Raw genomic sequence first — 21,704 nt, 5'->3', positions numbered from 1 at the left:
GATCTCATGAAGAAAAAAGCAGTTTCTGAGTTTCATGTTGATACACAAGTGACCCAGCTTGGAAGAGACCCTGCGAAGCAATCAGGGTTCGTGAATGCCCCAGTTTATCGTGGTTCGACGGTGGTGTTCCCAACGGTTGATGCCTTAATCAACGATAGAGCCGAATTTAACTACGGTACAGCGGGCACGCCAACCATTAAGCAACTTGAACAGGCGTGGTCTGTTCTCGCAGGGGCAGAGGGGACGGTGTTGTCACCGTCAGGATTAGGAGCAATAGTCCTAGCCTTGTTAACGACACTGAAATCGGGTGATCACCTACTGATGCCAGACAGTGTTTATCGGCCAACCCGTAAGTTTTGCCACGGGTTATTGGATAAAATGGGGATTGAGACCACTTATTACGATCCGATGATCGGTACAGAGATTGAAACACTTGTGCAGCCAAATACCAGCACCATTTTTTTAGAGTCTCCAGGTTCTCAAAGTTTTGAAATTCAAGATGTTCCTGCGATTGTTGATGTTGCGAAACGGCATAATATTGCCACCATCATCGATAACACATGGGCAACACCGTTGTTTTTTAAAGCGCATGAACTGGGCTGTGATATTTCACTCGAAGCAGGAACAAAATATTTAGGTGGCCACTCTGATTTGCTGATGGGGATTGTGTCTGCAAATCAAGCATGGTGGCCAAAACTACGTGAAACTTATGACTACATGGCGATGTTGCCTGGAGCGGAAGACTGTTTTCTGGCTTTACGTGGTATGAGAACGTTGCCTATTCGCTTAAAAGAAGCCCAAGAAAGAGCGCTAAATATTGCTCACTGGTTACAGCAACGCCCTGAAGTTATTAGAATTTTACACCCCGCATTTCCTGATTGTCCTGGGCATGAAATATGGAAAAGGGACTTTACAGGGTCATCAGGGTTATTTTCCATCGTGTTAGACCCGAAATACACCCAGACTGATATTGCGAACATGTTAGATGGGCTATCCATTTTTGGTATGGGCTACTCATGGGGTGGCTTTGAAAGCTTAATTATTCCATTTAATTGCGCTGAATACCGTACAGTCACACATTGGGAGCCAGGTGGCCCAACACTGCGACTTCAGATTGGTTTAGAAAATCTGGATGATTTAAAGCAGGATCTGTCTGACGGTTTTGCGCGTATGAAATAATATTTTCTTTATTGAGTAATGATAAAAAGATAAAGCCGTGGATCAATAAAGTTATTATTCACGGCTTTATAACTATTTTCATTCGATTTTAATCTTCCATTGGTGTTTTTTCTCTCACTTTCCTTTCTAATAAATTACCTGTTATCGGGTCGTAATATCGGCTTGGCCAGATTTCAGATGGGTGAATTCCTAAAAAATTGGCAATAATCCATTCTCCTTTAGGCCATGGACGTGAAAGGGCATTCGCGAGAGTTGAAGAGCTCAGCCCTGCTTCACGTGAAATAGCAGCAAGTGTTGTTCCACGCTTACGTAATGCTGCGATGATGTCTGCTGGGTGCCAGTCTGACTTCCGTAAAATCATTTTTTAGTCCTTTTTTCATTCAGAATCATGTAGAGTTAATGGTACGAGTAACGGGATATTGTGATACATTCAATACAATCTCCCTGTTATTGGAAATAAAATAACAGAAATTTTCCAAAATAATTTCTGGTTTTTTCTAAAAATTCTATTTTATGAAACTATCGTGGTTTTTGTGAAATTAAATGGAAAGTTAGAATTAATAACTGTGAATTAAGATAAAACTTTGAAAATAAAACTAACTCTTTCGAGTTAGTATTGGGAATGGCGTATTTACTGTTACCCGTTACTTGTATTGGTAATATATCTAAATTACTCAACAAAATTACTTAAATTATTAGCGAGTAAATTATTTAATTGTCTGTTATTAAAAGAAATTAAAATGCAAATAACATATATGATTTGTATATTATTATTTCCTGTTATTAATAAAATGAATGATTTAACTGTTTTTAAGAAAGTATAGATAGTTTTCAGCAACTGAAAGTGCGTTGTCATCAGGACTAGGAGGGTCAGTATGTACAAGGAATGGCTAACAGCAAAAGAGTTAGTTGGGTTGCAAGGGCTTCCAATGACGACTCAGGGTATTAATGCCATGGCTAGGCGTGAAAATTGGACTTGCCGCAAAAGGAAAGGTATCCAAGGAAAAGCGTTGGAATACCACATTAGTTCGATATCGATAGATATTTTTGACGGTCAATTTGTTAGCGAAGCTTTGCCAAGCTATCAGGTAAAACGAAATGACAATTCGTTTATTTGGCAAGAAGCTTATAACCAACTCTCTAATGATGAGCGTGAGGTGATCTTGGCATTCATTATACGGGAAGGGGCTTTAGCACTAATTGATTTAATTAATAAAAAGTCGTTTACAAATACTTAAGTTGTGAATAATTAATTATATAAAAATAATATTATATTCAGTCTAAATCTTTTTTAACAGATGACGATTCGGTAAAGCTGCAATAGCAGGTTTCATAATATAAGCGTGAAAGTGAAGATATGAAAAAATTGTGGTTCACTGCGAAAGAGCTCGCAGGGCTAGAAGGACTGCCAACCTCGCCACAGGGTGTTAACCTGATGGCAAGAAGAGAGGGCTGGAAACATCGGCGAAAGCGAGGTGTCCAAGGTAAAGCTGTTGAATATTATATTGAAAGCCTACCAGGAGAGATCCAAGGCCAATTAAGCTTATGCGAGCCGTCAGTGCCTTATCAAAGCCAAAGAACAGATGCATTACAGATCTGGTCAGAAGCTTATTATCAACTGACAGAGACTGAACGTAATAAAATCGTAAAATACATTTTGCGTTATGGTCTATCTTCACTACTTGCACAGATAGCTGAAGACGAAAAAGGGGAAAAATAATTTTCCCCTTTTCTTAAATAGCCTATAGCGAGTTTTAGGAATGACGTTGGATGGCGATGTGAGCAAGTCCAATTAAAGCTTCTTTATAAATAGAATCATCAATGACATTTAGCGCATTAATCGCTTTTTGTACTTCTTCTTGTGCACGAATATAAGTGTACTCAAGTGAGCCACAGCGCTTCATCGTTGCTAAAACGGTCTCTAACAAATGGCGGCCGTTACCTTGTTCTATCGCTTGGCGAATCAATGCTGATTCTTCTTCATTCCCATTTTGCATGGCGTGAAGAAGAGGAAGCGTGGGCTTACCTTCATCAAGGTCATCACCTGTATTTTTGCCTAACTGGGCGTTATTAGCATCGTAATCCAGTAAATCATCGATCAGCTGGAAGGCTGTGCCGATATAACGACCATAATCTTGTAATGCCTTTTCTTGCTCAGGTGTTGCATTCGCTAAAATAGCAGATGCATGAGCCGCTGCTTCAAACAAACGTGCTGTTTTGCTGTAGATCACCTGCATATAGTTTTCTTCAGTAATATTAGGATCATTGCAGTTCATGAGTTGTAAAACTTCACCTTCTGCAATCACGTTAGTGGCTTCGGACATGAGTTTAAGGACTCGCATCGAATCAAGATCCGTCATCATTTGGAAGGATCGAGTATAAATAAAGTCACCCACCAATACACTTGCAGCGTTACCAAACACGGCATTTGCGGTTTGTTTTCCACGACGCATGTCCGATTCATCAACAACATCATCATGCAATAATGTTGCGGTATGGATGAACTCGATCAATGCCGCGACTTGGGTATGTTTATGCCCCGCGTAGCCTAAGGATCTTCCTGCCAGTATCGCGATCATTGGGCGGATCCTTTTGCCTCCACCACTGACAATGTAATAACCAAGCTGGTTAATTAGTGCAACATCTGAATTCAATTGACTGAGGATGGCTTTGTTTACTGCTGACATATCCTCAGTTGTTAGTTCAATAATAGATTCTAAATTCATCGTAATTTATTCATATTATTAGTTTTTGGTTCATTCCCTGAATAACAAAATGGGAGACCGAATAGAACACTTATACCATTAGCATAACATTATTAATAATAAGATTATCAGGTGTGATGCAAAAAATGTTTAAATAAGTAACAATTTGAGTAATTAGTACCAAATCAGTACTAAAAAGAGGTTGTTGAGAAAAAAGTCGTATTTTTTGTCATCTAACCGCATTATTGGCTTGTGTTCTGATGCTTTTTTGCGTAGAATTCGCGCCCTATTGTGAATATTTTATAGCGTGCTCTGGAATTGAAATATTTAGCGAGTACGCGGAAAGCGGAGTTAATATGTACGCGGTTTTCCAAAGTGGTGGTAAACAACACCGAGTTAGCGAAGGTCAAACTGTCCGCCTAGAAAAGCTGGACATCGCAACAGGTGAAACTGTTGAATTTGATCAAGTTTTAATGGTTGCTAATGGCGATGAGATCCAAATCGGCGCTCCTGTCGTTGAAGGCGTTAAAGTGAAAGCGGAAGTGGTTGCACACGGTCGTGGCGAGAAAGTAAAAATCGTCAAATTCCGTCGTCGTAAACATAGCCGTAAACAACAGGGTCATCGTCAGTGGTTCACTGATGTTAAGATCACTGTCATCGCTTAAGATTTAGGAGAGCAGATTAATGGCACACAAAAAGGCTGGTGGTTCGACTCGTAACGGTCGTGACTCAGAAGCAAAACGTTTAGGTGTTAAGCGTTTTGGTGGTGAAGCTGTATTAGCAGGTAGCATCATCGTTCGTCAACGTGGTACTAAGTTCCACGCAGGTAACAACGTAGGTTGTGGCCGTGACCACACTCTGTTCGCATTAGCGGATGGTAAAGTGAAATTTGAAGTTAAAGGTCCTAACAATCGTAAATTTATCAGCATCGAAGCTGAATAAGTTTTCTGATCTTTAATTCAGACTTAAAGCCCTGCAAAACTTTTTGCGGGGCTTTTTATATTCAGATATTTGATCTTTAATGAACTACACACATATTAAAGATACACCATCTCTGAGTAGAACAGCCATCCAGCGTTATGCGGCTCAGAAGCGGAGAGAGAAATATGAAATTTGTAGATGAAGCCAAAATATTGGTCGTGGCAGGAGATGGTGGCAATGGTTGTGTCAGCTTCCGCCGTGAAAAATATATCCCGAAAGGGGGGCCAGACGGTGGTGACGGTGGCGATGGTGGGGATGTTTACTTACAAGCAGACGAAAACCTCAACACGTTAATCGATTACCGTTTTGAAAAATCATTCCGTGCAGAACGTGGTCAAAATGGCCAAAGCCGTGAATGTACAGGTAAACGTGGTCAAGATATCACAGTGAAGGTGCCCGTAGGTACGCGTGTACGCGATCTTGGCACTAATGAAGTACTTTGTGATATGACGCGCCATGAACAGCGCCACATGGTCGCTAAGGGCGGTTTCCATGGCCTTGGGAATACTCGCTTTAAATCATCAGTAAACCGTGCTCCACGCCAACGTACTATGGGTACGAAAGGTGAGACTCGCGAAATACTGTTAGAATTGATGCTGTTAGCAGATGTTGGGATGTTGGGAATGCCTAATGCAGGGAAGTCCACATTCATTCGTTCTGTCTCCGCGGCAAAACCAAAAGTGGCAGATTATCCATTTACCACATTAGTACCAAGCCTAGGCGTGGTGCGTATGGACAACGAACAAAGCTTCGTTGTGGCGGATATTCCTGGGTTGATCGAAGGCGCTGCGGAAGGTGCAGGGCTTGGGATCCAATTCCTAAAACATTTAGAACGTTGCCGCGTCTTGCTGCACCTGATCGATATTTGCCCGATCGATGAGTCAGATCCTGTTGAAAATGCGCAGATCATCATCAGCGAATTAGAAAAATACAGTGAAAAATTGGCAGCGAAACCACGTTGGTTAGTCTTCAATAAGATTGATATCTTAGGCGAAGAAGAATCTGCAATACGTGCAGCCGAAATTGCCAAAGCAATGGGCTGGGAAGATAAATTCTACATGATTTCAGCGGTTAACCATGAAGGTGTGAAAGCACTGTGCTGGGATATCATGGAATTTATGAATACTCAACCTCGTGATATGGCAACGACTGAAGATGTCCAACAGCCAGAGAAAGTCGAGTTTATGTGGGATGATTACCACAAAGAGCAACTTTCAGGTGCTGAAGACGTTGACGATGACTGGGATGATGATTGGGATGAAGATGACGATGAAGGTGTCGAAATCATTTACCAAAAATAATTTATCTTAGAAATACAAAAAGGCGCAAAAGCGCCTTTTTTAATGAATGAAACTTAGCAATTAGTTGTTTTTATACAGGTCTTTATATAACCGGCTCTCGAAACGAACTAATGGTACTCGGCGGCTACGTTGCTGGCTTTGTGGAACCGCATAAGCAGAGATAAACTGCACAAATGCAACGCGTTGCCCGCTCGCGGTGGTAATAAAGCCTGCGAGGTTATACACTCCTTGTAATGCACCTGTTTTCGCTGAAACTTTTCCATTTACGCCTGCTTCATCGAAGCCTCCACGGTAGCGTAATGTGCCATCATGTCCAGCGAGAGGGAGCATGGAAATGAAATCAAGTTGTTGATCATTTTTGGCTATAAACTGAAGGATCTCCATCATCGTTGCTGGCGTGATCAAGTTATGGCGCGAAAGCCCAGATCCATCCACCATCACTGTATTACCAAGGTCGATCCCTGCCTTTTGTTTTAACACTTGTCTAACAGCATCGGATCCTGATCGCCATGTACCTGGAATGCCATAATATTCGCGACCAATCGTCCGAAAAACAGTATCGGCGATCATATTGTCAGATTTTTTAAGCATCACCTTGAGTAAATCATGAAGAGGCTTAGATTCCGTTTTAACCAACACTTGTGACTGTGTGGTTGGCTGCGTGCGTTTTTTCACATTACCAGTCAGTTCAATACCCGCAGTTTTTAATTCATTTTTAACAATTGCCCCTGAATAGCTCGCCCCATTTTGTACGGCAAAAGCAAGGGGAAGTGGTTCACTACGTTGAGTCAGGCAGCCTGTTAGTGTGTAGCGGTTTAACTCCCCAGGTACGACGTCCAACTCACAGTAGCGCGCCTCAGGTGAGCCTTTAGCGAGCGTTTTGACCTCACTAAACATATTCACAGGGTAAAAATTGGCAGTTTTGATAAACGCCATATCGCCAGCACGCTCAGCAGGGTAAAGGGAAACAGAAAAACAGTTTCGGTCAATAATTGCGGCTGCTGGAGGAGCGCTAAAACACTGAGTCATATCATTCCACACCCAGCCAGGTGCTTTATCGTGGCTAGCGAATGCAGAAATATCGACAATTAAGTCCCCGTCAACTTTATGGATCCCAATTTGTTTCAATGCATTCGCCATATTGCGAATTTGTTGGCGGGTCAGTGTTGGGTCGCCACTAAAGCGAATGACTAAATCCCCCGACAATGTATTATTATTCAATTTGGCGCTGGTTTCGAAATTGGTGACAAAACGGTAATCAGGCCCTAATTGCAATAAGGCGGCGAGTGCAGTAACCACTTTTTGTGTACTTGCAGGGAGCGCCATTTGTTGTGCGTTATAATCAATTAATGGGGTGTTACTTCCCACTTTCTGCGCAACCAGAGCGAGGTTAGTGCCGTCTGGCAGGTGTTGCTTGTACTCATCAATGGGGATAGCAAGAACTTGACTACTGGCTAAGGTAATCCCGAAAGTGAGTATCCATTTTCTGGTTAAGTTAAGTAATGACATAGATTTCACGCATTAAAGTGGACATACTGCACATACTAAAGTGTAATGCCTTATAAAGTAAACGATGACCCGTTATTAAGTCTCAGTTAAAATAACGTACATTATGATAAGATAAATGAGTACATGAGTCTGATTGAGTTATTTACTTGGAGCCCCCCTGGTATTCAGAGGTGCTCGGTGTACTGTTGTTACAAAATCAGGAAGATACTTGTTTTTAGATAGGATTGAAACCGAGGTATTTATTAATGAAACAGATCCCGATGACGGTATTTGGTGCGGACAAACTAAGAGAGGAACTTGAGTTCCTGAAATCGGTCCGCCGTCCAGAAATCATTGCGTCAATCGCTGAAGCGCGTGAACATGGTGATTTAAAAGAAAATGCGGAATATCATGCAGCTCGTGAGCAGCAAGGCTTTTGTGAAGGCCGTATTCAAGAAATCGAAGGGAAACTTTCACACGCACAAGTCATTGATGTGACCAAAATGGTCAACAATGGCCGTGTAATTTTCGGTGCAACAGTAACGGTATTGAATGTTGATACTGATGAAGAGCTGACGTATCGTATTGTGGGTGATGACGAAGCGGATATCAAAGTGAATTTAATTTCTGTTAACTCACCAATAGCGCGTGGTTTGGTTGGGAAAGAGGTCGATGACGTGGTCTCAATCAAAACCCCAGGCGGAGATGTTGAGTTCGAAATTCTTAAAGTTGAGTATATCTGATTCCTATTTCCCTGAATTAGCTATATTATTTCCCTGATTTAACGAAAAAGGCCGCAGGCGGCCTTTTTCTTCATATAAAACGTGCTTTCAATGGCATTTTTATATAAATGATGGGTTATTATTTAGGTAAAATGATTTTGCGATCTGCCGACGGGCGATAGATAACAAGAATTTTACCGATAATTTGTACATTTACTGCACCAGTTTCGCGAACAATCGCATCAGCGATCAAATTTTTAGTATCACGATCTTCGCCTGCGATTTTGACTTTGATAAGCTCATGATGTGCTAGTGAGATTTCAATCTCAGCCAAGACACCTTCGGTTAATCCGTTGTTGCCAATCATAACAACAGGGTTTAAGTGGTGAGCGAGACTTTTAAGGTGCTGAATTTGTTTTTTATTAAGATTCATCGATTTTTTGCTTGGTTAGTATTGAAAATGGCTTATTCTACCGCCATCTGATATCTATCACCATCAATTATATCTGTTCGATGGTAAAGAAGCAGCAATATCGTTGTAGATCTTTTAGTATAGTTGGAAAGCACAATGGCCAATAAAAAACGTTCGGCAAGCTCAAGTCGCTGGTTGCAAGAGCATTTTAGTGATAAATATGTTCAGCAAGCACAAAAGAAAGGGTTACGCTCACGTGCATGGTTTAAACTGGAGGAAATCCAGCAAGGTGATAAAATTTTTAAACCAGGTATGACCGTTGTTGATTTAGGTGCCGCCCCAGGGGGTTGGTCACAATACGTTGTTAGTCAAATAGGTCATAATGGTCGAGTGATTGCATGTGACTTATTACCGATGGACCCAATCGTTGGCGTGGATTTCCTTCAAGGGGATTTTCGTGACGAAGCAGTGCTCGCCGCTTTGCTCGAACGAGTTGGCGACAAAAAAGTACAGGTGGTCATGTCTGACATGGCGCCAAATATGAGTGGGACACCGGCTGTTGATATTCCTCGCTCTATGTATCTGGTTGAATTAGCATTGGATATGTGCCGTGCAGTATTGGCACCTGGAGGAAGTTTCATTGTCAAAGTGTTTCAGGGAGAAGGCTTTGATGACTACCTTAGGGATATCCGTTCCCTGTTTACGAAAGTAAAAGTTCGTAAACCTGAATCTTCGCGGGCTCGATCGCGTGAAGTATACATTGTAGCGACAGGACTAAAACTATAGTACCCTGAGCGTTATTTGTTAACACAGTTGTAATATGAGGTTAATCCCTTGAGTGACATGGCGAAAAACCTGATTCTCTGGTTAGTCATCGCAGTTGTTCTGATGTCCTTGTTCCAGAGTTTTGGCCCAAGCGATTCGAATAGTCGCAGAGTTGATTATTCTACGTTTATCAATGAGTTAGCCCAGGATCAGGTACGTGAAGTTCGTATCACAGGTCGTGAATTGAACGTCAGAAAGGCTGATAATAGCCGCTATACAACTTATCTTCCTATGCAGGACGAGAAGCTGTTAGACACCATGCTGAATAAGCATGTGACTGTCGTTGGTGAACCACCAGAAGAACCTAGCTTACTGACATCTATTTTCATTTCCTGGTTCCCAATGCTTCTGTTGATTGGTGTCTGGATTTTCTTTATGCGCCAAATGCAAGGTGGCGGCGGCAAAGGGGCAATGTCATTCGGCAAAAGTAAAGCCCGCATGCTGACAGAAGATCAGATCAAAACAACATTTGCAGACGTTGCTGGGTGTGACGAAGCCAAAGAAGAAGTGGGTGAGATAGTCGAGTTCCTGCGTGAACCCGCTCGCTTCCAAAAACTGGGTGGTAAAATTCCTAAAGGCGTCCTGATGGTAGGCCCTCCAGGTACAGGTAAAACCTTACTTGCGAAAGCTATCGCAGGCGAAGCAAAAGTGCCATTCTTCACTATTTCGGGGTCCGATTTCGTCGAAATGTTCGTGGGTGTGGGTGCTTCTCGTGTTCGTGATATGTTCGAACAAGCGAAAAAAGCAGCGCCTTGTATCATCTTTATTGATGAAATCGATGCCGTGGGTCGTCAACGTGGTGCTGGTTTAGGTGGTGGTCACGATGAGCGTGAACAAACCCTGAACCAGATGCTGGTTGAGATGGACGGCTTCGAAGGCAACGAAGGGATTATTGTTATCGCGGCAACTAACCGTGCAGACGTTCTTGACCCAGCGTTATTACGTCCAGGTCGTTTTGACCGTCAAGTTGTGGTTGGTTTACCAGACGTACGTGGCCGTGAACAAATTCTGAAAGTGCATATGCGTCGTGTGCCTATCGACCCAAGCGTAGACACATTCATTCTTGCGCGTGCAACACCAGGTTTCTCTGGTGCTGAATTAGCAAACTTGGTTAACGAAGCAGCTCTGTTTGCGGCTCGTGCAAATATGCGTGTCGTTTCCATGGTTGAATTTGAAAAAGCGCGTGACAAAATTTGGATGGGTGCAGAGCGTCGTTCTCTGATGATGACCGAAGAGCAAAAAGAATCAACGGCTTACCACGAAGGTGGCCATATGATTATCGGTCATTTGATGCCAGAACATGACCCTGTTCATAAAGTAACTATCGTTCCTCGTGGTCAAGCGTTAGGTGTGGCATTCTTCTTACCAGAAGGTGATGAAGTGAGCCGTAGCCGCTTGAAACTCGAAGGTATGATTGCAACAGCTTATGCAGGTCGTATTGCTGAAGAACTGATTTACGGTCGTGAAAAAGTCACCACAGGTGCTTCTTCCGATATTCAGTTTGCCACCAATACAGCACGTAACATGGTCACGCAGTGGGGCTTCTCAGACCGTTTAGGCCCAATGCAATACTCGAAAGAAGAAGGTCCTGCATTCTTAGGTCGTTCTTCTGGTAATGGTTCAGGAATTTCTGATGAAACAGCGCGTATTGTCGATGAAGAAATCAAGAAAATCCTAGATCACTGTTACCAATTGGCATACAAAACATTGGAAGACAATATTGATATTCTGCATGCAACGAAAGATGCATTACTGAAATATGAAACTATCGATATGCCAATGATTGATGATTTAATGAATCGTCGTCCAGTACGTGAACCTGCGGGTTGGGATGAGGACAAAAAAGTCAGCAATGTGACAGGAACATTTGGTAAAGGTCCATCAAATGTTGAGAAAACAGCTGAAAAACCTCAATCTGAAGAACCACAGAACAGTGCTGAAGAGCCAAGTAATAATTCTGGTGAATCAAACCCATCAGATAATAACGATAACAAGCCACAATAAGCTGTCGTTAAAATAAATCATAAAGCCCCAGTTCGCTGGGGTTTTTTTCGTTAAGGAAAAATAAATATGCATATCAAAGCCAGAGGCCGCCTCCTTGACTTATCTACTGTGCAAGTGATGGGGATTTTGAATGTTACTCCTGATTCATTTTCAGATGGTGGCACCCATAATCTTTATCATGATGCGCTAGATCATGTTGCTAAAATGGTACAAGAAGGTGCAACGATTATCGATATCGGTGGCGAATCAACACGCCCTGGTGCCGCTGAGGTATCAGTGAATGAAGAATTAGACCGTGTTGTTCCTGTTGTGGAAGCCATTGCTAAGCAGTTTGATGTATGGATTTCTGTTGATACTTCGAAAGCGCAAGTCATGGCTGAAGCAGCAAAAGCAGGTATGCATATCATTAATGATATTCGTTCACTTCATGAACCAGACGCATTACGCGTGGCGGCGCAAACGGGGTTGCCCGTGTGCATTATGCATATGCAAGGTCAGCCAAGAACGATGCAAGAAGCACCTAATTATGAAAATGTGGTACACGAAGTACAAACCTATCTTGAAGGCGAAATTGCCCGTTGTATGGCCGCGGGAATTGAGCGGCAGCAAATAATCCTTGATCCAGGCTTTGGATTTGGGAAGAACTTGTCGCATAATTACCAATTATTGGCAAACTTAGAACAATTTCATAATTTCGGACTACCGCTATTGGCAGGGATGTCACGTAAATCTATGATTGGACAATTATTGAATGTTCCACCGCAAGAACGCCTCGCGGGCAGCCTCTCTTGTGCAGTGATTGCAGCAATGCAAGGGGCACATATCATTCGTGTTCATGATGTGAAAGAAACCGTACAAGCGATGCAAGTGGTACAGATGACTCTGTCAGAAAAGGAAAGATAAGCGTATGAGCTCTCGTAAATATTTTGGTACTGATGGTATTCGTGGCAAAGTGGGTGACAGCCCAATTACCCCTGATTTTGTTTTAAAATTAGGTTGGGCTGCAGGAAAAGTGCTAGCTCGTCACGGTTCACGTAAGATTATCATCGGTAAAGATACGCGTATTTCTGGCTATATGTTGGAGTCTTCCTTAGAAGCAGGTTTAGCTGCCGCGGGTTTATCGGCCTCTTTTACGGGTCCAATGCCAACCCCTGCTGTTGCTTATTTGACTCGTACTTTCCGCGCTGAAGCGGGGATTGTTATTTCGGCTTCTCATAATCCTTATTATGATAATGGCATTAAATTTTTCTCTATTGATGGGACAAAACTTCCTGATGAAGTAGAGGAAGCTATTGAAGCCGAAATGGAAAAACCGATTACTTGTGTTGAATCTGCCGAATTAGGCCGTGCAAACCGTATCGTGGATGCGGCGGGGCGTTACATCGAATTCTGTAAAGGGACGTTCCCGAACGAACAAAGTCTCTCTAGTTTAAAAATTGTCATCGACTGCGCAAATGGGGCGACTTACCATATTGCACCAAACGTATTTCGCGAATTAGGTGCTGAAGTTATCACGATTGGTTGCGATCCAAACGGTATCAATATCAACGAAGAATGTGGTGCAACAGATGTTCGCCAGTTGCAACAAAAAGTGTTAGAAGAAAAAGCCCATGTTGGCTTAGCGTTTGATGGTGATGGTGACCGTATTATTATGGTTGACCACCTCGGCGAAAAAGTTGATGGCGACCAGATCCTCTTTATTGTTGCTCGTGAAGCACTACGCCAAGGTCAATTAAAAGGCGGTGTTGTTGGTACATTGATGAGTAATATGGGGTTAGAAATCGCCCTGAAACAGCTTGGCATTCCATTTGAACGTGCAAAAGTGGGTGACCGCTATGTACTCGAAAAACTACAGGAAAAAGGCTGGCGCATGGGGGCTGAAAACTCAGGCCACGTGATTTTGCTGGATAAAACGACTACAGGTGACGGGATCGTTGCGGGTTTACAGGTGCTGAGCGCCATGGTTCGCAATCATATGAGCCTTCACGACTTGTGCAGCGGTATGAAATTATTGCCACAGGTGTTAGTCAACGTACGCTTTAAAGGTAAGCACGATCCTTTGCAAAGTGATGCCGTGGTTGCTGCTAATGAAGAAGTTGAAAAACAATTGGCAGGCAAAGGCCGTGTATTGCTGAGAAAATCAGGAACTGAACCGTTAATTCGCGTCATGGTTGAAGGTGAAAATGAAGCTGATGTCACTGCGATGGCAAATCGTATTGCTGATGCGGTAAAAGCGGCAGGTTAATTGCGGTTAAGTTAGGTTGAGTAATATTTCACTGATTTGTTGTTTTTTTCTGCAAATAAGCAAATGAGCTCAAAATAGACTTGCTTGTCGGCTCAGCTTTGGTTAGTATTCGCACCTGCTCAATCCTGTAAGGGCTTTCCTTTATCGCAGTGAATGAGTAGGTGTGCAGTAATAGAGGTCATAGCAAAGGCTATGCACCGCAACTGAATAGGTAACTCAAATGTACGTAGCTCTTTTAATTATCCTCTTGATAGCAGCTATCAGCCTGATTAGTCTGATTATGTTACAGCAAGGTAAAGGTGCTGACATGGGTGCATCATTCGGTGCGGGCGCTTCTGCAACACTGTTTGGTTCATCGGGTTCAGGTAACTTCATGACCCGTATGACTGGAATCTTGGCTGCTGTGTTTTTCATCGTCAGTTTAATACTTGGCAACATGACTGCGAATAAGTATGGAACTGGTAGTGGTAGTAAGTGGGAAAACATTAGTGAACCTACAAAAGTCGAGCAACCAACAGACGTTCCGGCAGCACCAGCTACACCAACGAGCGACATTCCTCGTTAAGTGTTAAAGATTCCGAATGAAGGCAATTATGCCATCATTAAGCAGTAAACTCAGAAATGAGTAAGAAGTTAAAAATTTGAGGTTATTGATGTCCCATTGGTAACCTCGCCTCAGTGCCGAGGTGGTGAAATTGGTATACACGCTACCTTGAGGTGGTAGTGCCTACAAAACGGGCGTACGGGTTCAAGTCCCGTCCTCGGCACCATTATTTTAGATAGCTTGTGATTTACAGGTTATCTGTGTAGAATATGTCACGTTTTCGAACGCGGGATGGAGCAGCTTGGTAGCTCGTCGGGCTCATAACCCGAAGGTCGTTGGTTCAAATCCAGCTCCCGCAACCATTTCTTATTTAACATACCTTGTTAGTATCATAGTCAATAACAGTTATCCGATGTAGTCATCATGCAGTAATAAGGTTTATTATCAAACCTAGCGCTCAAATTTCTCATCGATTTCTCTAGACTTTAAAGGTATAATAAGAACATGGTGAACCCGTGCACTACAGGGTCCAGTTACAAAAGCCCCGAATTTCGGGGTTTTTTGTTATTTGACAATCGAATTAACTGGGCTATATGCCCTTTTTTTATGTCTGGGGGTGGGCTTGTCCACATTAGAACAGAAATTAACAGAGATGATTTCAGCACCGGTGGAGGCACTAGGCTTTGAATTTGTTGGCTTAGAGTTTGTCCGTGGTCGCACATCGACACTGCGTGTCTTCATCGATAGTGAAGAAGGCATCACTGTTGATGATTGTGCTGATGTCAGCCATCAGGTGAGTGCGGTATTGGACGTCGAAGACCCAATTTCCGTGATTTATAACCTGGAAATATCGTCACCAGGGCTTGAACGCCCATTATTCACCGTTGCTCACTATGAGCGTTTTATCGGTGAAGAGGTTGCTCTGGCTTTACGTATAGCGATGCAGAACCGCCGTAGATGGCAAGGTATTATCAAATCCGTAGACGGTGAAATGATTACGGTTACTGTAGATGGTAAGGATGAGGTGTTCGCCCTCGGCAACATCCAGAAAGCTAACTTGGTACCCCACTTTTAATAAAGTTCAATGAGGCAACTAGGATGAATAAAGAAATTCTGGCTGTTGTAGAAGCGGTTTCTAACGAAAAATCCCTCCCTCGTGAAAAAATCTTCGAGGCTCTGGAAACTGCATTAGCGACGGCGACCAAAAAGAAATACGAGCAAGAAATCGATGTCCGTGTTGAAATTGACCGTAAATCAGGTGATTTCGACACTTTCCGTCGTTGGTTAATTGTTGATGAAGTGACAATGCCAACGCGTGAAATCACGTTAGAGGCAGCACAATTTGAAGATCCAGAACTGCAATTAGGCGGTTATGTTGAAGATCAAATTGAATCTGTTGTGTTCGACCGTATTACGACGCAAACAGCAAAACAAGTTATCGTACAGAAAGTACGTGAAGCAGAACGTGCGATGGTTGTTGACCAATTCCGTGAGCATCAAGGTGAAATCATCACCGCTCAAGTGAAGAAAGTTAACCGTGAAAACATCACATTAGACTTAGGTAACAATGCTGAAGCGGTTATTTTGCGTGAAGATATGTTGCCACGTGAAAACTTCCGTCCAGGTGACCGCATCCGCGGAGTCCTGTATGATGTACGTCCTGAAGCTCGTGGCGCACAACTTTTCGTTACGCGTTCTCGCCCTGAAATGCTGGTTGAATTATTCCGTATTGAAGTGCCAGAAATTGGCGAAGAAATTATTGAAATTAAAGCTGCCGCGCGTGATCCAGGTTCTCGTGCCAAAATCGCAGTAAAAACCAACGATAAGCGTATTGACCCAGTGGGTGCTTGTGTTGGTATGCGTGGTGCGCGAGTTCAAGCCGTTTCAAGTGAATTAGGCGGCGAGAGAATTGATATTGTGTTATGGGATGATAACCCAGCTCAATTCGTTATTAATGCAATGGCTCCGGCTGATGTTGCATCTATCGTAGTCGATGAAGACAAATGTACGATGGATGTTGCCGTAGAAAGCAGCAACTTAGCCCAAGCAATTGGACGTAACGGACAAAACGTGCGTTTAGCGGCTCAGTTACTGAAGAAACACCGTGGTGATGACAAATGGGAACTCAACGTCATGACCGCAGAAGAGCTGCAAGCAAAACATCAGGCAGAAGCACACGCTTCTATTGACACATTCACCAAGCATCTTGATATTGATGAAGAGTTCGCCACTGCACTTGTTGAAGAAGGCTTCTCGACGTTAGAAGAACTGGCTTACGTGCCTATTAATGAACTTCTGGAAATTGACGGTCTTGATGAAGATACCGTTGAAGTTCTACGTGAAAGAGCGAAAGCGGCCCTCACCACCATTGAATTGGCTCAAAAAGAGAGTCTTGGTGATAATCAGCCAGCAGAAGAATTGTTGAATCTTGAAGGTATGGATCGTACTCTGGCCTATAATTTGGCAACTCGTGGTATCTGTACACTGGAAGATCTTGCTGAGCAGGGCATCGACGACCTGATTGATATTGAAGGTCTGGATAATGAGAAAGCAGGTACGCTCATTATGGCCGCACGTAATATTTGCTGGTTCGGTAACGATGCGTAAACACTGTAGCAGGAAGGAACGGCATGACAGAAACTGTAAAATCATTGGCAACGGAAATTCAAACTACTGCTGATCGCCTGGTACAGCAATTTGCTGAAGCAGGGATCACAAAAAGTGAGAATGACTCTGTTAGTCAGTCTGAAAAAGAAGCTTTACTGAACCACTTAAACCGTGAACAAGGCGGAGCAGCGGGTCAGCCAAGCAAATTGACACTACAGCGTAAAACTCGTAGTACGCTGAGCGTCCCCGTCACCGGTGGCAAAAGCAAATCGGTAAATGTTGAAGTCCGCAAAAAACGCACTTATGTGAACCGTGATGCTGAAGAAGCTAAAGCGGAAGAACAGGCGCAGCGTGAAGCGGAAGAGCAGGCACAGCGCGAAGCTGAAGAACTGGCACAACGTGAAGCACAAGCTAAACGTTTAGCAGAAGAGACTGCAAAACGCGAAGCGGATGAATTGGCAAAACGTGACGCCCAAGAGAAAGCAAAACGTGAAGCAGCAGATAAAGCGACGCGCGAAGTAGCGGAAAGAGAAAAAGTGAAACCAAGCGAAAATCAACAAAAAGCAGGCAAAGCGCCAGAAAGCAATGCCGACAAACAACGCCGTGAAGCCGAAGCTGCGGAATTAAAACGCAAAGCGGAAGAAGAAACTCAGCGTAAAGTTGAAGCAGAAGCGCGCCGCGTTGCTGAAGAAGCTCGTAAAATGGCTGAAGAAAACGGCGAAAAATGGACGGCTGAAACGAAAACTGAAGAAGACAGTGATTATCACACAACCACCTCTACGCACGCTCGTGCTGCAGAAGATGAAAGTGATGAGAAAGAAGAAGGCCGTCGTTCACGTAATCGTACAGCGAAAGCACCTCGTCAGAAAAAAGGTAACAAACTTTCTGAGAAAGCTGATCGCGAAGAAGAGCGTGCAGCAGGTCGTTCTGGTCGTACGAAAGGTAAACAGCGTAAAGGGAGTTCTTTACAGCAAAGCTTTACTAAACCAGCCGCTGCCGTAAACCGCGATGTCATTATCGGTGAAACCATTACTGTTGGCGAATTGGCTAACAAAATGGCGGTTAAAGGTTCTCAAGTCATCAAAACGATGATGAAGATGGGTGCAATGGCAACCATCAACCAAGTTATTGACCAAGAAACTGCACAATTAGTGGCAGAAGAAATGGGTCATAAAGTTATTCTGCGTCGTGAGAACGAGTTAGAAGAATCGGTAATGAATGACCGTGACACTGGTTCTGCGGCACAAGAACCACGTGCACCCGTTGTGACCATCATGGGTCACGTTGACCACGGTAAAACCTCTTTACTTGACTACATTCGTTCAACGAAAGTGGCATCAGGTGAAGCGGGTGGTATTACTCAGCACATTGGTGCTTACCACGTTCAAACTGACAAAGGTATGATTACCTTCCTAGACACCCCAGGTCACGCCGCGTTTACATCTATGCGTGCTCGTGGTGCTCAGGCAACAGATATCGTTGTTCTGGTTGTTGCAGCGGACGATGGCGTAATGCCACAAACTATCGAAGCTATCCAACACGCGAAAGCAGCGGGTGTGCCGATCGTTGTTGCTGTGAACAAAATTGATAAGCCAGAAGCTGATATTGACCGCGTAAGAAATGAACTGTCTCAGTACGGTGTTATTTCTGAAGAGTGGGGCGGCGACACTCAATTTATCGGTGTCTCTGCGAAAGTGGGTACTGGTATTGACGATTTACTTGATGCGCTGTTACTGCAAGCAGAAGTTTTAGAGCTGAAAGCGGTTTATACAGGCATGGCAAGCGGTGTGGTTGTTGAGTCATACTTAGACAAAGGTCGTGGCCCAGTGGCAACAATCCTTGTTCAAGAAGGGACTCTGAATAAAGGTGACATCGTACTTTGTGGATTTGAATATGGCCGTATTCGTGCAATGCGCAACGAACTCGGTAAAGATGTTCAATCTGCAGGTCCATCAATGCCTGTTGAGATTTTAGGTCTGTCTAGCGTTCCTTCTGCTGGTGACGAAGCGACTGTTGTTCGTGACGAGAAAAAAGCGCGTGAAGTTGCTCTGTATCGTCAAGGTAAATTCCGTGATGTTAAATTAGCACGTCAGCAGAAATCTAAACTGGAAAACATGTTTGCTAACATGGAAGATGGTAAAGTTTCTGAACTGAACATCGTACTGAAAACGGATGTTCAAGGTACGTGTGAAGCGATCACTGACTCTCTGATGAAACTGTCAACAGATGAAGTTAAAGTGAAAATCATCGGTTCTGGCGTTGGTGGTATCACCGAAACAGATGCAACACTGGCTGCGGCATCTAATGCAATTATCCTTGGCTTTAACGTTCGTGCAGATGCATCGGCTCGTCGCGTCATCGAAAGTGAAAGCGTTGATTTACGTTACTACTCCGTCATCTATAGTCTGATTGATGAAATCAAACAAGCGATGAGCGGTATGCTGGCGCCTGAATACAAACAGCAAATCATTGGACTTGCAGAAGTTCGTGATGTGTTTAAATCACCGAAGTTTGGTGCAGTTGCTGGTTGTATGGTTACAGAAGGTACCATTAAACGTAACAACCCAATCCGTGTCCTGCGTGATAACGTGGTTATCTACGAAGGTGAGTTAGAATCTCTGCGTCGCTTTAAAGATGATGTCAGTGAGGTTCGTAACGGTATGGAATGTGGTATCGGCGTTAAGAACTACAACGACGTCCGCGTCGGCGATATGATCGAAGTCTTCGAAGTCATTGAAGTTAAACGTTCTATCGACGGTTAATTTTGTGAGAGCCCACGAAGTATCGTGACTACAAAATAGTGTTAATAAGGGGGCGATTGCCCCCTTTATTGTCAGGAGACATAACGATGGCAAAAGAATTCAGTCGTTCTCAGCGCGTTGCGCAAGAGATGCAAAAAGAAATTGCGATCATTTTACAACGTGAGATTAAAGACCCACGTATTGGCATGGCGACCGTTTCAGGTGTCGAATTATCTCGCGACCTTGCATACGGTAAAGTCTTTGTCACTTTCTTCAATATCGCTAATGATAAAAGTGAAGAGGAAATGGTGGCAGATGGTATTAAAGCATTAAATGAAGCCGCTGGTTTTATTCGTTCGTTAATTGGGAAAGCAATGCGCTTACGTATTATTCCTGAATTAACGTTTGAATATGACAACTCCCTTGTTGATGGCATGCGGATGTCTAATTTAGTGTCAAACGTGATCCGTGATGATGAAAAACGTCGTGCGGATGTTAGTGATAAAGAGGAAAAATAATGGGGCGTCGTCGTAGCGGCCGTAATATTGACGGCGTAGTGCTGCTGGATAAACCCACGGATATTTCTTCAAATGATGCGCTGCAAAAAGTGCGGCGCTTTTTTAATGCTAACAAGGCTGGACACACGGGGGCACTAGACCCACTTGCGACAGGTATGCTGCCTGTTTGCCTTGGTGAAGCAACGAAATTTTCCCAATTTTTACTCGATTCAGATAAGCGTTATCGCGTGATTGCTCGTCTTGGGCAACGTACTGACACGTCGGATTCACACGGCGAAATTATCAGTGAGCGTAACGTAGAGTTTACACAGCAGCAACTGGATGATGCCTTAGAATTTTTCCGTGGTGATACATTGCAAGTTCCTTCAATGTATTCGGCGTTGAAACACCAAGGTCGTCCATTATATGAATATGCACGTAAAGGCATTACTGTCGAACGTGAAGCGCGTCCAATTACCGTCTATGAATTACTGTTTATTCGTTTAGAAAATAATGAGTTAGAACTTGAAGTTCATTGTTCGAAAGGCACGTATATTCGCACTATCATTGATGATTTAGGTGAGATGTTAGGTTGTGGTGCGCATGTCACTTATTTGCGTCGATTACAAGTGGCGAACTACCCTTACGAACGCATGGTGACATTAGAACAATTGGCGGCATTGAGAGCGAAAGTGGATGCAGAAGAAGGGTCATTTGAATCCTTGCTGGATGCCTTATTGCTACCGATGGATACCGCAGTTGTTCATTTTCCCGCGGTGAATATTACAGAGGAAACAGCGGCTTATTTCAAGCAGGGGCAACCTGTGCGAGCTGCAGTTCAAGGCCTTGAAGCTGGTTGCATGATTCGTGTCACCTGTGGTGAAGAGCAACGGTTTATTGGTATTGCGCTTATCAGCGAAGATGGCCGCCTTGCACCGAAGCGTTTGGTCGTGGAAAATGAACAATCCGCATAGTGGCTCTTATTGCTTTGCGGCGTTAAGCAGCGTAGAATAGCGGCGCTTAATCTTGAGATGCTAAATTAGAGATTGGCTCTCATCACTTACATTAATCATTTTGGAGTTTATTATGTCTCTAAGTAATGAAGCGAAAGCTAAAATCGTTGCTGAGTTCGGCCGCGGTGAAAATGACACTGGTTCAAGCGAAGTTCAAATCGCTCTGCTGACTGCACAAATCAACCACCTGCAAAGCCACTTTGCAGAGCACAAAAAAGATCACCACAGCCGTCGTGGTCTGCTGCGTATGGTTGCTCAGCGTCGTCGCTTACAAGCTTACTTGAAAGGTAAAGATATCGCACGCTACACAGCTCTGATCGAGCGTCTGGGTCTGCGTCGTTAATCTTGTCAGTTTCAGAGGAAAGGGGCCAAATGGCCCCTTTTCTTCTAAAAGTTATTTTGAAAGTTGAAGTAATACTCGAATTGTACTTAACTTAAAT

Annotated in this window: 22 protein-coding genes and 2 tRNA genes; 20 read left to right on the top strand and 4 right to left on the bottom strand. The window is 43.5% G+C overall.

Going from position 1 to position 21,704, the window contains the following annotated elements; translation table 11 throughout:
- Nucleotides 1–6: 6 nt before the first annotated feature.
- Complete coding sequence (gene metC / locus ACE2AL_RS18765; RefSeq protein ID WP_206083211.1) at nt 7–1,179, top strand: cystathionine beta-lyase; 1,173 nt, start codon at nt 7–9, stop codon at nt 1,177–1,179.
- An 88-nt stretch (nt 1,180–1,267) separates the two neighbouring features.
- Here metC and ACE2AL_RS18760 read toward each other — a convergent pair whose 3' ends face one another.
- Entirely contained in the window at nt 1,268–1,540 is a 273-nt protein-coding gene (locus ACE2AL_RS18760) for a helix-turn-helix transcriptional regulator (protein ID WP_206083213.1), read from the bottom strand.
- A gap of 514 nt (nt 1,541–2,054) precedes the next feature.
- On the opposite strand from ACE2AL_RS18760, the gene ACE2AL_RS18755 reads away from it, so the two are divergent.
- Together ACE2AL_RS18755 and ACE2AL_RS18750 are read left to right on the top strand one after the other, a co-directional pair.
- The gene (locus ACE2AL_RS18755; RefSeq protein WP_206083215.1) at nt 2,055–2,417 is read left to right on the top strand and encodes a DNA-binding protein; all 363 of its coding nucleotides are present in this window, start codon (nt 2,055–2,057) and stop codon (nt 2,415–2,417) included.
- 119 nt (nt 2,418–2,536) lie between these two features.
- Nucleotides 2,537–2,899 carry a DNA-binding protein gene (locus tag ACE2AL_RS18750; protein WP_206083217.1) on the top strand — a complete coding sequence of 121 codons (363 nt, stop codon included), beginning with the start codon at nt 2,537–2,539 and terminating at the stop codon, nt 2,897–2,899.
- Between the two features lie 34 nt (nt 2,900–2,933).
- Here the strand turns inward: ACE2AL_RS18750 and ispB are convergent, their stop codons facing one another.
- Complete coding sequence (gene ispB, locus ACE2AL_RS18745) at nt 2,934–3,905, bottom strand: octaprenyl diphosphate synthase (RefSeq protein ID WP_206083219.1); 972 nt, start codon at nt 3,903–3,905, stop codon at nt 2,934–2,936.
- Nucleotides 3,906–4,240: 335 nt separating this feature from the next.
- Between ispB and rplU the strand changes: the two genes are divergently transcribed.
- The 3 genes from rplU (at nt 4,241) to cgtA (ending at nt 6,166) form a co-directional block, all read left to right on the top strand.
- Nucleotides 4,241–4,549, top strand: coding sequence for a 50S ribosomal protein L21 (rplU, locus tag ACE2AL_RS18740; protein WP_004905925.1), 309 nt, complete (start codon nt 4,241–4,243; stop codon nt 4,547–4,549).
- A gap of 19 nt (nt 4,550–4,568) precedes the next feature.
- The gene (gene rpmA / locus ACE2AL_RS18735) at nt 4,569–4,826 is read left to right on the top strand and encodes a 50S ribosomal protein L27 (protein WP_004905922.1); all 258 of its coding nucleotides are present in this window, start codon (nt 4,569–4,571) and stop codon (nt 4,824–4,826) included.
- A gap of 164 nt (nt 4,827–4,990) precedes the next feature.
- Nucleotides 4,991–6,166, top strand: coding sequence for an Obg family GTPase CgtA (cgtA, locus tag ACE2AL_RS18730; RefSeq protein ID WP_206083221.1), 1,176 nt, complete (start codon nt 4,991–4,993; stop codon nt 6,164–6,166).
- A 60-nt stretch (nt 6,167–6,226) separates the two neighbouring features.
- On the opposite strand, the gene dacB is transcribed toward cgtA, so the two are convergent.
- The gene (gene dacB, locus ACE2AL_RS18725; protein WP_375083762.1) at nt 6,227–7,675 is read right to left on the bottom strand and encodes a serine-type D-Ala-D-Ala carboxypeptidase; all 1,449 of its coding nucleotides are present in this window, start codon (nt 7,673–7,675) and stop codon (nt 6,227–6,229) included.
- A 245-nt stretch (nt 7,676–7,920) separates the two neighbouring features.
- Between dacB and greA the strand changes: the two genes are divergently transcribed.
- Nucleotides 7,921–8,397, top strand: coding sequence for a transcription elongation factor GreA (gene greA / locus ACE2AL_RS18720; protein WP_206083224.1), 477 nt, complete (start codon nt 7,921–7,923; stop codon nt 8,395–8,397).
- A gap of 118 nt (nt 8,398–8,515) precedes the next feature.
- Here the strand turns inward: greA and yhbY are convergent, their stop codons facing one another.
- Nucleotides 8,516–8,809: a ribosome assembly RNA-binding protein YhbY gene (gene yhbY / locus ACE2AL_RS18715; RefSeq protein ID WP_047755891.1), complete on the bottom strand. Its 294-nt coding sequence runs from the start codon at nt 8,807–8,809 to the stop codon at nt 8,516–8,518.
- A gap of 135 nt (nt 8,810–8,944) precedes the next feature.
- Between yhbY and rlmE the strand changes: the two genes are divergently transcribed.
- The 13 genes from rlmE to rpsO all read left to right on the top strand — a co-directional run bounded on the left by rlmE (nt 8,945) and on the right by rpsO (nt 21,607).
- Complete coding sequence (gene rlmE / locus ACE2AL_RS18710) at nt 8,945–9,574, top strand: 23S rRNA (uridine(2552)-2'-O)-methyltransferase RlmE (RefSeq protein ID WP_004905912.1); 630 nt, start codon at nt 8,945–8,947, stop codon at nt 9,572–9,574.
- Between the two features lie 57 nt (nt 9,575–9,631).
- Nucleotides 9,632–11,617 carry an ATP-dependent zinc metalloprotease FtsH gene (ftsH, locus tag ACE2AL_RS18705; protein ID WP_206083779.1) on the top strand — a complete coding sequence of 662 codons (1,986 nt, stop codon included), beginning with the start codon at nt 9,632–9,634 and terminating at the stop codon, nt 11,615–11,617.
- A 66-nt stretch (nt 11,618–11,683) separates the two neighbouring features.
- Nucleotides 11,684–12,520, top strand: coding sequence for a dihydropteroate synthase (gene folP, locus ACE2AL_RS18700; RefSeq protein WP_375083761.1), 837 nt, complete (start codon nt 11,684–11,686; stop codon nt 12,518–12,520).
- Between the two features lie 4 nt (nt 12,521–12,524).
- Nucleotides 12,525–13,862 (top strand): phosphoglucosamine mutase, encoded by a 1,338-nt coding sequence (gene glmM, locus ACE2AL_RS18695; RefSeq protein ID WP_206083226.1) that lies wholly within the window; start codon nt 12,525–12,527, stop codon nt 13,860–13,862.
- A gap of 220 nt (nt 13,863–14,082) precedes the next feature.
- Entirely contained in the window at nt 14,083–14,427 is a 345-nt protein-coding gene (secG, locus tag ACE2AL_RS18690; RefSeq protein WP_206083227.1) for a preprotein translocase subunit SecG, read from the top strand.
- A gap of 115 nt (nt 14,428–14,542) precedes the next feature.
- Nucleotides 14,543–14,632, top strand: a tRNA-Leu gene (locus ACE2AL_RS18685).
- 59 nt (nt 14,633–14,691) lie between these two features.
- Nucleotides 14,692–14,768, top strand: a tRNA-Met gene (locus tag ACE2AL_RS18680).
- Between the two features lie 260 nt (nt 14,769–15,028).
- Complete coding sequence (rimP, locus tag ACE2AL_RS18675) at nt 15,029–15,481, top strand: ribosome maturation factor RimP (protein WP_206083228.1); 453 nt, start codon at nt 15,029–15,031, stop codon at nt 15,479–15,481.
- Between the two features lie 23 nt (nt 15,482–15,504).
- The gene (gene nusA, locus ACE2AL_RS18670) at nt 15,505–17,013 is read left to right on the top strand and encodes a transcription termination factor NusA (protein WP_206083229.1); all 1,509 of its coding nucleotides are present in this window, start codon (nt 15,505–15,507) and stop codon (nt 17,011–17,013) included.
- 23 nt (nt 17,014–17,036) lie between these two features.
- Nucleotides 17,037–19,775 (top strand): translation initiation factor IF-2, encoded by a 2,739-nt coding sequence (gene infB, locus ACE2AL_RS18665; RefSeq protein WP_206083231.1) that lies wholly within the window; start codon nt 17,037–17,039, stop codon nt 19,773–19,775.
- A gap of 86 nt (nt 19,776–19,861) precedes the next feature.
- Nucleotides 19,862–20,272, top strand: a complete 411-nt coding sequence (rbfA, locus tag ACE2AL_RS18660; protein ID WP_047755882.1) for a 30S ribosome-binding factor RbfA — start codon at nt 19,862–19,864, stop codon at nt 20,270–20,272.
- Nucleotides 20,272–21,225, top strand: a complete 954-nt coding sequence (gene truB, locus ACE2AL_RS18655) for a tRNA pseudouridine(55) synthase TruB (RefSeq protein ID WP_206083233.1) — start codon at nt 20,272–20,274, stop codon at nt 21,223–21,225. The genes rbfA and truB overlap by 1 nt, the downstream gene beginning before the upstream one ends.
- A gap of 112 nt (nt 21,226–21,337) precedes the next feature.
- Nucleotides 21,338–21,607, top strand: a complete 270-nt coding sequence (gene rpsO, locus ACE2AL_RS18650; protein WP_004905890.1) for a 30S ribosomal protein S15 — start codon at nt 21,338–21,340, stop codon at nt 21,605–21,607.
- Nucleotides 21,608–21,704 lie beyond the last annotated feature (97 nt).

Origin of the sequence: Providencia xihuensis, assembly GCF_041953405.1 — a bacterium.
Classification (GTDB): Bacteria; Pseudomonadota; Gammaproteobacteria; order Enterobacterales; family Enterobacteriaceae; genus Providencia; species Providencia vermicola.
This window is presented reverse-complemented; position numbering and strand designations above follow the sequence as displayed.